Annotated in this window: 8 protein-coding genes; 5 read left to right on the forward strand and 3 right to left on the reverse strand. The window is 36.5% G+C overall.

What is annotated here, in order from left to right; translation table 11 throughout:
• Nucleotides 1–323 precede the first annotated feature (323 nt).
• Nucleotides 324–1,097: a LuxR C-terminal-related transcriptional regulator gene (locus tag G7Y56_RS07185; protein ID WP_165042277.1), complete on the forward strand. Its 774-nt coding sequence runs from the start codon at nucleotides 324–326 to the stop codon at nucleotides 1,095–1,097.
• 4 nt (nucleotides 1,098–1,101) lie between these two features.
• On the opposite strand, the gene G7Y56_RS18845 is transcribed toward G7Y56_RS07185, so the two are convergent.
• Complete coding sequence (locus G7Y56_RS18845; RefSeq protein ID WP_165042279.1) at nucleotides 1,102–2,163, reverse strand: thiamine pyrophosphate-binding protein; 1,062 nt, start codon at nucleotides 2,161–2,163, stop codon at nucleotides 1,102–1,104.
• 87 nt (nucleotides 2,164–2,250) lie between these two features.
• Nucleotides 2,251–4,848 carry a hypothetical protein gene (locus G7Y56_RS07195; RefSeq protein ID WP_165042281.1) on the reverse strand — a complete coding sequence of 866 codons (2,598 nt, stop codon included), beginning with the start codon at nucleotides 4,846–4,848 and terminating at the stop codon, nucleotides 2,251–2,253.
• Between the two features lie 513 nt (nucleotides 4,849–5,361).
• Here G7Y56_RS07195 and G7Y56_RS07200 point away from each other — a divergent pair.
• The 4 genes from G7Y56_RS07200 to G7Y56_RS07215 all read left to right on the forward strand — a co-directional run bounded on the left by G7Y56_RS07200 (nucleotide 5,362) and on the right by G7Y56_RS07215 (nucleotide 10,840).
• A complete protein-coding gene (locus tag G7Y56_RS07200; RefSeq protein WP_165042284.1) occupies nucleotides 5,362–6,387 on the forward strand; it encodes a fimbrial protein in 1,026 nt (341 codons plus the stop codon).
• A gap of 95 nt (nucleotides 6,388–6,482) precedes the next feature.
• Complete coding sequence (locus G7Y56_RS07205; protein ID WP_165042286.1) at nucleotides 6,483–7,415, forward strand: FimB/Mfa2 family fimbrial subunit; 933 nt, start codon at nucleotides 6,483–6,485, stop codon at nucleotides 7,413–7,415.
• A 31-nt stretch (nucleotides 7,416–7,446) separates the two neighbouring features.
• Nucleotides 7,447–8,835 (forward strand): hypothetical protein, encoded by a 1,389-nt coding sequence (locus G7Y56_RS07210; RefSeq protein WP_165042289.1) that lies wholly within the window; start codon nucleotides 7,447–7,449, stop codon nucleotides 8,833–8,835.
• A 52-nt stretch (nucleotides 8,836–8,887) separates the two neighbouring features.
• Nucleotides 8,888–10,840, forward strand: coding sequence for a fimbrial protein (locus tag G7Y56_RS07215; RefSeq protein WP_165042291.1), 1,953 nt, complete (start codon nucleotides 8,888–8,890; stop codon nucleotides 10,838–10,840).
• Between the two features lie 81 nt (nucleotides 10,841–10,921).
• Here G7Y56_RS07215 and G7Y56_RS07220 read toward each other — a convergent pair whose 3' ends face one another.
• Entirely contained in the window at nucleotides 10,922–12,568 is a 1,647-nt protein-coding gene (locus G7Y56_RS07220) for a DUF4980 domain-containing protein (RefSeq protein WP_165042293.1), read from the reverse strand.
• Between the last annotated feature and the right edge of the window lie 176 nt (nucleotides 12,569–12,744).

Consider the following 12,744-nt stretch of genomic DNA (forward strand, 5'->3'; position numbering starts at 1 on the left):
AACCGGGCATGTTAAACAAAGCAAGATGAATAAAGGCAAGAACATCAAATAAATCCGTTTAGAACAATACATATAATCAATTTAAAATAAAAAGTCTAACTCTACTATTCTTAACACAAGTAAAATAGTTTAGTTCTAATCATTGGAGCATTATCACTTTTTTTAAGTTTTATTTTGTATTCGTTTTATCAACATGGAATAGCAAGTTTAATCAAAACCGATTATTGCACAATTAGATTTAGAGAAACGAACAAATATAATTAAAATATCATTATTACTTCACCCAAATATTATCTTACTTTTGTGATAAGTACAATGATGATATGAATCAAGAAATAAGAGAAATATTGCAAGAAATCTACACAGGTCATAATCTGAAAGAAACAGATTTAGATTATACCATTGCGAATAAGTATAAAGATGATTTAAACCGATTGTCTGAACTGAATAACTGCTGTTTCTTTATTGTAGACTTACATAAATTCGAATACATATTTACATCTGATAATTTTAAGAATATAGTTGGATATGTACCGACAAAAGATGATTTTAGAAATCCGTCTGACAACCGATTCCTAGATTCCAGAATTCATTCTGATGATTTTCTGAAATATAAAGAAATACAACTAAAGGTCGGAGAATTCATTATGCAACAACCTAAAGACGAGAGGATAAATTATAAACACATCTTCGAACTGAGAGTACAAAATATACAAGGGAACTATGTTCGATTATCTTGGGAACGACAAGCATTAGAAACAGATAAATTAGGTAATCTCTGGTTAATGCTTGGGATTATTAATATTCTATCTGATCAAATTAATACAGACGATTTCAAAAGTTTTTTTATCAATCTTAAAACAGGCGAACGAATCGATTTTATTTCATCAGGTGAAATTACTATTCAATTAACTTCGCGTGAAAAAGAAATTTTGCAATTGATCCAAAAAGGGCTTTTAAGTAAAGAAATTGCCGATCAATTAGCAATCAGCATAAATACAGTTAACATACATCGACAAAATATTCTCCATAAAATGAATGCTGACAATTCGTTTGAAGCTGTAAATCGTGCCAGAATATTAGGCATTCTAAAATAACTATTTATATCCTCACTTCCAGTACAAAAGCTCCTTTTGAGTATAATACCTTTTGAATGTCCTTCTTCAAATACTTTTGCTCCAAAACAACCTCTCCTTTAATATTATAGGCATCAACTAACCGGATAAAATCCGGATTATCTTCATGCGGATGATTCAATAAGAATATTTTTATATCAATTCCCGATTGCATAACGACCCCTAATTCCTCAATTGTAGCCTGAAATTGAGCTGCCTCAACAATAAGACAAACAATTTTATCCGGAGCTGCACACTTTGCTCCTATTGCCGCCGGTAAACCAAATCCGAGCGTTCCAAATTTTTCTGATTTTACAATCTCATGAGAAATGGGTTCATTTAGGTTAGAGAGACGAGCAAAGTCTAAAACTATGATTAAATCGTCATCCATATCTTGCATAATACCTATTATTCGGTTCTGCATATTTTTGTTCATGTCCGCAGTATCAGTAGGAGTTAATTTCTCACATTTTTCCGAATCTTGAGTTGGATTATAACTTCGAATAAAACTGGTTTGTTGTGATATATACATAGCTTTCTCTGATTGAGCATCTTTTGTTATATCTAAAAGCACGGGACCGGGACGACCCGTGGACGCAATATAGAAAGCATGTGCTATTGCCGAAGAAATTTCACCTGCCGAACGAACCTGATATACCCATTTTGTAATGGAATGGGTGATACCTATAATATCAACTTCCTGAAAAGCATCTGTGCCTAATAGATTTGAATTTACCTGTCCTGTTATTACAACAATCGGAATAGCATTCGCCATTGCATCGGCAATACCGGTCACGGTATTAGTGGCACCCGGACCAGAAGTTAATAAAGCAACCCCAACTTTTTTTGATACTTCCGCATATCCTTGTGCTGCATGTACAGCTCCTTGCTCGTGACGTACCAAAATATGATTCATCAATTCTTTGCGACTATACAAACAATCTAATACTTGCATAACGCAACTTCCCGGATAACCGAAGATTGTATTTACATCATGATTCAAAAGGGATTGTAATAATATCTCTGCACCTGTAATCGGATTATTCATCTTTCTATCTTTTATGCAGACAAAAATATCTTCAATAAGAAAGATGTACAATAGCTATATATAACTATTGCAATAGCGATCAACAATCTAGAATCCCATCCCCAATTCGAACATAAAACGGACACTATCGCCCGAACCAAAAATAGAATACTTAGTTGTAATTTTGTTTATTATAGTTAACCATGCGCCTCCACCATAAGATGTGTGCCATTTTTTTGACGACTCGCCCGGATACCAAACACGACCGAAATCTGACCCCACAAAAAGACCGTACTTAAGAGGTGTGAACGGATTTTTTATTTTACCCATATCCACTCTCGCATCGAACAATTGATAATAAGAATACTGCCCTATAAATCGACTATCACGATAACCTCTCAGTTCGGTAGATGCCGATTGATAAAATTCATATTTATTGTTAAATATGGCTTTTGCTTTTATGTTAGTGGCAAGAATCACACGATCTATAAGCTGAAAATTTAACATAATATCAGCCTGTGAATAAGGAAAGTTCCGATTAAGGTCAGCCAAATTCATTTTCCAACCGGCGGTTATAGTCGAACGAAATACAGGGATAAAAGGCGATAGCGCTTTCTCTAGATCATAAGTCACGCCAAAATCTGCAAAGTAATTCATATTAAAAATATGATCATCACTTCCAAAGAACTGACTGACAAAGCGGCCTTCTTTCCATTTAACCTTATACATTTCGAAAGAAGTTGAAAAGATAAATGTTTGCTGATTATCAATACCAAGATGATATGAGGGAGTCAGGCTATATCGACCGATATTCACCCTGTTAAAATCGTTCCTTTCGTCCTTGTACCCATTGGTATTATTACCAAATCCAAAGAAATTATTGAAGTTTTCGGGTGAACCGATAAAGGCATCGATATGCATACTCTTATTTTCATCGTATGTAGGAAAAATTCCTCTGTAAAGAAATCCTTGTAGGTAATTGTATCCCAAACGATGCTGATAAGAAAACGGGGCACGCTTAAAACCATATTGTGTGTAAGTAACAAAACTACCTAGGCTTAGCCCCCAGTCAGAATCATAAAAACCCCAAGGACTAAATGAAATGTCTCTGTACCGACTCTTATTATAATCGTAATCATGAGTATTATCATTATCCGAAAGAATAATCCGAGCATTATCGACAGAATCTAAAGCATTTTTCTGCGAATGATACCCATATATCCGTACCTTGCTTTTTTGCTCTATATTATAAGTATTATCATCTTTTCCCCCTATGAAGAATACAGGCATTTTGTTTTTGCCTTTCACCTCAAATTTATCATTTCCATCCAATCCATATATCCAGATTTCTTTTGTATTTTTTTTTGCATATCTACGATCAAATAATGGTGTATTATTTTGTGGACTATACATTCTTATTTGAAGGCTATCTGAGCTATATTTATCGATAATAATACTATCGCTTTGGGTTGTTCCAACTAAAACCGGATTTTCCTGCAATGCCTTATAATATTCTCTGGCAATAGTATTTAGTGAGTCTCGCCTTTTTTTCAGTTTCTCTTTCAGATTGAGAGTTTCAGGAGCAGCTTGGATCTCTTTTGGCAACTTGTTGAAAGCGTTATCAATCACTTCATCTGTCAATTCACGCTTCACATAATCTGCTTGCTTTAGCCACAAAGACTCGTCACTCTGAGCACTCAAAGCTACATCAAATGTAAATCCAAGGGAATTTTCTTTTTTCACATTTTTCAATTCCCCCTTATATTCAGAAATGAAACCTAGCCCAAGTACACTTAGCATTTGTTTGAATAACAATCCATCTACTCGCGTAAAAGCATGACTTCTGTCTATAACAATGGGCTGGTATATCACACTATCGCCTTCATTTTGGGATACCCAGTTCCAATTCTCCGGTATTTTATTCCAGTCGCCTATCAATATATCAAACAAACGCTCTCTTATATAGAGTTGCTGATCGACCATCTGCAATTTATCTGTTTGAAGCATTTTGAATAATTCCTCTGTAACGAAGGTACTCTTTTGAGAATTCAAGTCCGGCATCTCTACTATACTCACCAACTTATCTTGAATATTGCCACCATCGGCAATAGTATCTGATGTCGCATTTTTAGGGATGTAATAAAGATGAGGATTATTTGTATTTAGACCGACCTTTTTAGCTAAATAGTCGGATGTAATAAATGTATATGGATTGATGATTGTATACGCATCACCTATAAATTCGTCCAGATAAGTATCTTCGAAATCCCTTTTGTTATACATTTCCTGAAAAAAATCAGATTTTAAAAAGCTTGTAGATCCTCCTAAAGGTTTCAGTAAATAAGAATATTCATTTTTGTCTTTTATATATACCCCACCAAAGTCATTAGCTTGCCCTGTTACTGTAACTTCACTAAAAAGATATTTTAATGATATAGAATTTACAGTAATAGGAGTCGAATATAATTCTCTATAATGTTTACCCCATAGACGGTCATATAACTTACTCCTTTTCTTTAGTTTTTGGAAATAGATAGATTTTTGTATTACATTATCCGAATATAAAGGTATAGTATCGGTATAGGCTGTATCTTTTGCCAAAGGAAATGCCGCAGCCTTCAGTATATCTACATGAAATACAGGAAATATGATAAGTAGAAGAAATAGTATTATATATTTAGAAGAAAACTTGTTTTTATCTTTCATTCAGGAAAAGGTTTAAATATAAACAACTACAGATAAGGGATTGTTCTGTATAGAGGCTATATAGATTAAACAGATACATATTAACTGTTAAAAATAGGATAGTTCATTTTTCATCTAACAATTAAGCAAACTTATCCCACAAACCTCATTAACACCCATCATTTACCCTTTCCTAAGATAGATATCTTCTATATGAACAAAAGTTACATTAACTTGTTTTTAATAAAAGCCCAGATGAGAAGTTAAATCTTAGCTTCTGGAAAAATTATTCACTAAATAACGAGAAATATATTTTCTCTCCTATGAAAACAATCTTAATGCATAAACTTACACTCCTATTGGCATCTATCCACTTTTTTACCAATGGATTTTCCCCGAAAACAGGATTAATAACTAATGCACTTCGATGTACACTATACATTAATAGAACTCAAAAAACAATGAACTAAATATAGGTAAACTTAACGAAAAACAAGAAATAATTAGAATAGTAATTTAAAAATTGAATTTAGAATGAAACGACTTTTTTTCTTAACGAGCATTGTAGCACTATTGTGCTCTGCTTGTAGCAGCAACGATGACAATAGTTCTCCAGGCTCGCCCGAAACAGGAGCTAAAGCTTCTCTTACGGTTACCTTGGGTGGAACCAAAAGTAATGAAACCCGTGGTGTTGGTAACCCTACCCAAGTAGAAGAAAATACAATTAATACTTTTACTGTTTATGTATTTGCCAATAACAGACTGGAAAAGGCAGAAATAGGATCTACCGGTTTATCGTTATTTGTAGATGGACTTACTACAGGGACGAAAAAAGTAGTTGTTATTGCAAATACGCCAGCCGGATATACTAACCCTATCCTCGAAGAAGGTGATCCGTACAGCGATCTGGCAAATGCAGCAAATTATATTAATTTGGATAACCAAACAGCCGGCCCAACTCATAATCTAGTGATGAGTGGCGAAGCTGATGTAACTCTTCAATCTGAGGCTACAGGTACTAATAATGTAACTATCCCTATCAGCCGTATAGTCGCTAAAATTATACTCGGCGAAATTACAATTGATCCTGCTGCAGGAGTAGACCCTTTGTTGTTTGAGTTAACAGGGGTAGCTATCATCAAGGCCAAAAGTTTATCTTCCGTAGGTATACCTTCTGTTGTTACAGCACAACCATTTTACAGCGGGATTGAAGGTATGACTGTTGATGGGATATATATCAAACCTTATCTGTATGAGAGTATTACTTTAACAGATCATGACGAAAGGTTTTTCTATGTTTTTGTAAATTCAGATGGTGGTGGCGATGATGAGGAAGCAACTCTACTTACATTAGAAGGTACTTACGATGGCGAAATTATGTATTTCCCGTTTCGTCTACCTGCTATAGCCCGTAACACACAACATACGGTTGATATTACTCTTCGTCGTTTAGGAACAGGCTCTCCTGATCCTGAGACTCCTAGTGATCCTGCAACTTTGACTGTAACAATTACTCCACAAAACTGGGTTGTTGTACCTACTCAAGAAGTAGAATGGTAAAAAAACAAGAAAGTAGAGAGAACGAAAATTAGATAGTTCTCTCTACTTAATATAAAAAACAGACGCTCCAAAAGACAAAATAGATTACCTCTTATATGAAATATTTAATATTTGCCCGAAAACTCAAATACTGTACAATTCTGTTGTTTGTATCCTTGTGTTTTTCAGCTTGTATTTACGATGATTTCCCGACTTGCGACACAACGCTTTCCATGAATATAAAAGCTGTTAATCCAGCCGGCCAAGATATAACATCAAGCGGTGAAGCTGGTGGAGCACACGTCTATATATTCGACAAAAATCAGCGTTTTGTTCAGGAGATAGCTGTATCAGCTAATGATATACAGAATAAAGTGCCGGTCAAAATATTTTATAAAGGAAGAGATAGTTTCTCCGTTGTTGTGTGGAGCAATTTGAACGGTAAACAGGAAGTAAGTAGCTTAAATGAAGGTATCAGTATGGATCAAGCCCTAGTACAATTGAAAAGAGATACTGAAGCGTACGCCCAAAATCCCGACGACTTATTTTATGGTATTACTAATATTAAAGAAAGAACTGCAAATGCAGACGTAACAATAGAAGATAATGTAACCATACACCGAAAAACAGCTCTGGTCAATATTATGGTAAAAGGTCTGGATGCACCAGTACTCGCAAGTTCGATTACTAAAGCTGCATCCGATTATCATTTCATAATTACCGGGACTAAAGAAGATGCTTATAATTTTAAGGGAAACCTAACAGGCAATTCTATAACCTATAATCAAGGAGGTGAATTTAATGATTCAAATACACAGTTCATTTCTTATCCGTTTACGATGTATCCTTTATCAGATGGCAATCGCCTGACAATTGCAATATATAAAGGCGATACATTGATAGCCATAGCAGAAACAAACAGCGATGGAACCGACATTATACCAATCATTGGTGGTACTATTAATATATTGATAGATTTACGAGGTTCATTAACTGTAAATATAAAAGTTACCGACTGGGATAATGAATATCACTGGTTTGAATGGTAATTGATAGATAGATAAAAATAAAAAAATACTCATGATACTAATTAGCCGATATAAATCGATAGTAATCCCTAAAGTAAAATATTTACTTCGGGTTTATACACTATTGGGTATAATGTGCGTATTAGTTTCGTGCAGCGATCAGGAACAGGATAACACCACAGATACAAGTAAGAAGACTATAAAAGTAGAATTCCACACTAAAAATATCACCTTTGCAGCACAAACAGCCAGCGAAAATCAAATTAGTGAAATACAGGCCTTAGTATTCATAAACGATGGAAACGGTTACAGATACAGTTATGGAGCAACAGCGACATCTATAAATTCCGACGATAATATTTCTACATCTTTCGATATTGTTGTTTATACTGTAGGTCAGCCTGCTAAAATATACATTGTGGCCAATGCAAATAATGCTATTGCCAATAACCTCCCGATGGTGGGCGATACCGAAAGCGAAGTGAAACAGAAGATTACACAATCGGTAACATCTGCCAATATTACAGGTAATTTTCCTATGTGGGGTGAATACCTTTTACCATCGGGGATAGCGAGTACACTTAATAACACGGTAGTACAGCTAAATGTATTGCGGGCAGTAGCACGGGTGGATATTAGCACAACAGAGACCGCAAGTACCTTCGAAATGGTAAGTGCTCAGGCATTCAGAGTCAATAATAATTTACAAGTAGCACCCAATGCTTATACTGGTGCATTACTGGTTTCCGATCCTAGTATTCCGACAGGTAGTTCTGCAACAATTAATACTGCCCCTATTACCATTACAGACAATATATCCGAATCACAATTATATCTGCCCGAATCTGAAGCACCGGCTGTAGCCAATCAGGTATCAGATGCAACATGTGTCATCGTAGGCGGAAGATATAACGGCAGTAGTGATATAACCTATTATCGACTCGACTTCGCACCAAACATTGTCAATTATCCACTTGGACAAATACTGCGCAATCATCACTATACATTCAGTATAATAAATGTGACATCACCCGGCTGGCCTACACCCGAAGAAGCGGCGGAAAATATACCTACTAATATCGAAGTTGCCATACAAGATTGGGCGAATGAAAATATGAACGTAGGGATGGATGGAACAGATTATTTCAGGATATCGACAAGGACAATAACTTTGAAATCACCGATAACTGCGTATGGTTATGCTTCGATATCAACCGATGTGCCTGTTTATACTATACAATGGTCTGATGCGGCTGGAACACCATTAGGAACACCGGGAGAAAACATTGATGACGGTTTTTTCAGGATTACCAAATCACGTAATATTATTATAGTCGATGCTTTGACAGCTAACACATCAGGAACCAATATAGAAGTATATTTTCTGATAGTGGCTAAAAGAGCGCATATACTTGTTAAAGTAATACAAGAGACATCATAAATCCATTCTGTTCTTTAGCAAATTAAACAACAGAATTTTATAGATAAATAGAATGAGAATATTTTCACAACATACAAAAACCTATATCCTGCAATTATCTTTATTCGTAATTGCGGGCTTATTCTATGGATGTTCCGATGAAACAATCACAAATAAAAACAATGGGAACGGTGCAGAGACCTATATTCAATTCGGAGTAATGACTACTAATGCCACTCCTCCTAAATCTTTAGTAAAATCGGGACAAACAGATTCAGAAAGTACTATTAATGAAATACAAATACTTGTATTTGAAAATGATAACTACTTATATCGTGTAGATGGTACAAATATTATAAATAGCGGCACTTATAGCGCAACGTTCAAAGCCCGTTTACTATCGAGTGACGAACCGACAACTATTTATATAGTTGCAAATGCAGATGCAGAAATCAATACTAATGAGCCACAAGCGGGCGAAAGCAAAGCTGCCGTAAAGGCTCGGTTGAGCAAGATAATTTCTGCAAGTCCAATAAGTGGCAATTTATCTATGTGGGGCACCTACGAATTTCCATCAGGATTATCTGCCACAACAGAAAATACGATTAATAACATACGGATGCTTCGTTCTGTGGCTCGTGTCGATGTTATAGTAAATAGTGCTGTAACAAACTTCGAATTGGTTAGCATACAAGCTTTTCGCGTAGCAAACAATATGCAAATCATACCGAATGATCCTACAACAACACCGAGTGTTACCGATCCCAGCGTCCCTACAGGGACGAGTTATACTATAAATACCGACCCTATACTAACTGCTGCTACAACATCTTCTGTTTCAGAGCTGTATTTACCGGAATCACCTACTCCATCGTCGGGCAACTTGGTAAACGATGCTACTTGTATTGTAATTGGAGGTCGCTATGAAGGGGAAACTGTAAGCTATTACAGGCTCGATTTTAATCCTAATACAGCGGGAAATCCGCTCGGACAAATACTGCGGAATACCCGCTATGAATTTAATATAACTTCTGTGGCACGTAGTGGTTATGCAACTGCGCTAGAAGCTGCAAACAATATATCTTCATCGATGGATACTAGAATTGTTTTGTGGCAAGACTATATAAAACACGTCGTGTTCGATATTAATAACTATCTTGGTGTATCAGAATCCTATATAAGATTACCAGGAGAGGCCGGATCGTCTTACGATATACTTACAGAGACAGATCTATCAACCTATACGTTGACTTGGGCGGATGTAGAAGGTAATCCATCCGGTGACCCGTCTTCTACAGGCTTGGACGACGGCCATTTCCAAATCATTAGATCGTCAGACGGATCAACGATATCAATCACGGCCATCGAGGAAAATTCGGCTGACGATGATGATGACGTGGTTAGATTTGTACTAGTCAGAGGAGGAGCCTTGGAACTACTTATTACTATCATCCAAAAAACGGTTGACCCGACTCCCGAACCGGGACCGGGAGGCGTAGTATGGGCCGAAACAAATGTCGATTTACCATATACCTTTGCCGACCAGACACAGATAGGTAAATTCTACCAATGGAACAGAAACGTTGCATGGGCCAGTACCGGCGAAGTAACAGGCTGGGATACAACAGGTGCTATAGGTACAGATTGGTCGACAAGCCCTTGTCCGGATGGTTGGAGAATCCCGACCAGAGCAGAACTGCAAGCTTTACTTGACTCTGAAGGTCGAGATTGGCGGATTGTTTCAGACCAATACAATTATCCGGGAGTTTGGTTTGCACCTACACAGGCAGAAGCAGTAGCCGCCACTTTCGAAAATCCGGGCAATGCATTGTTCTTCCCTGCCGGAGGTACGAGAAATACAACAGGAGGACTAGAGAGTGCAGGTAGCAACAGTCATTATTGGGCAAGTGATGTTAATCCCCTCGGAGATGTTACAGAGATATTGAGTATTGCCAATGGAACGTATCTTATTTTCCCCATTAACAGAGCATCCGGTGCTTTAGTTAGATGTGTACATGATTTATAAAAGATCAGATCAAAATAAAATAACGCCCTGATATCGAATACAGGGCGTTATCGTATTATATAATTTACGATCCGTAAAATTTTACCAGATTGATTTTACAGCATATACTTCCAGACTTTTCACTTCAATATTATTACCCCAAAAGTGGAATCCTTCCTTGTTGTCATTATTTGGTTTACGTTCCATAGAGTAAGAATATATACCTCCATCTATAAATACTTCGATAGAGGTTCTGTCAATAAAAATATCGGCAGTTAATTCCATACTGGTTCTATCTTGCGGTGAATAGAAAACACCGTTTATGGTATTGCCATTCATATCGTAATCTATTATCCGCTGACCAAAAAGATTGAATCCTGCGCTTGTGGCATGAGATAGTTTGATTGTAGTCTTTATTCGTAAACGATCAGCAGCGTAAAATTCTTTCAGTTTGTTATTAGCATCGTCGGACGATAGAGATTTCCATTGATGAATAGGTTCGAACAGTTGTTCAGTTTCTTTTATCGGAACATTAAATAGCCGTACACCCTCTTTGGTCGTACGCAGAGTTAATTCAGTCGGTAAAAGCATCATACCATTGAATGGCATATCGGCTTGCTGTATTCTGCCCCATCCTATCTGAATGCGTCTGCCATCGCTATCAGGTATGTTGGTAAAAGTCTGAGCAGCATAAATATCTCCTGTGCTATAAAAATATTTTCCGGCTTCGGGTGTGAATACTTTACCATCGAACGAGCCGAGCATATAAGTACCTGTTGCCCCATACATCACCCACTTTGTATTATTTTTGTCTCCGTCTATCGGTAATTCAAACAATTCGGGGCATTCCCAGAAGCCTGTAACATGGCTTTCGTAATTCCAGTCTTTCAGATTTTTCGAAGTATAGATAGAATGACCATCACGTTCGTTTAATGCCATTACCCAATGTCCATCCGGTTTATACCAAAATACTTTAGGGTCGCGGGTATCTACACTATTCCATTTCGCCTTCGAATCTATTACCGGATTTTTATTATATTTGGTCCATGTAAGCCCTTTATCTAAACTGTACGCAACACACTGCGTTTGTTTATCAGGAGTAGCAGCAGTATAAAAGGCAACCATAGCCGGAGTATTCCCTTTGTTGAAGCCTGCTGTATTATCATAATCGATCACTGCCGAACCTGAAAACATAGTACCTAAATGATCGGGATATAAGGCTTCGGGCAATTGTTGCCAATGTACAAGGTCTTTGCTCACGGCATGTCCCCAGTGCATATTTTCCCACTCTCTTTCGTATGGATTGTGCTGATAGAAAAGATGGTATTCACCCTCATAGAATATTAATCCATTAGGATCGTTGATCCAGCCTCTTTGGGTTGTAAAATGATATTGTGGACGGTTCTTTTCTTTATAAAAAGTATCCTCATCTGCTTTTTTATCATCCTGATATATTTTAGCCAATCCATTAGGATTTCCATCATAGCTTATCTTTATAGTTTTTCCTTTCAATGCCGATACATCAACGAATACCCAATAATCGGGCGCATCGCCGGCAAGCCTTATTACAAAAGATCGTTCTTGTTTTCCATCGGTTTCAAACGTCATTTTACTTCTGTTCTCTTTTTGAGAAACGGGTAAATTCAAATACTTTTTAGTGATTTTAATCGAAATATCTCCCGCAAATGATGAGAGGCATCCAAACAGCATAAGATTAACTGCAAGTGTAATTTTTAGAATTAGATTCATAGTAATTATTTTATAGTATATATTCGATTCAAAGTTTTTACAAGTTTAAGAATAAGATAATGAATACACTATAATAATTGGTGCAAATATTTGTAATTATGTTGCATGATTTACTATCTTACCTAAGTTCAATAGTAAATCTTCATTCAAATCTGTCATCCCGAACTGAAAGGAGG

The sequence above is a fragment of the Dysgonomonas sp. ZJ709 genome (assembly GCF_011039195.1).
GTDB lineage: Bacteria > Bacteroidota > Bacteroidia > Bacteroidales > Dysgonomonadaceae > Dysgonomonas.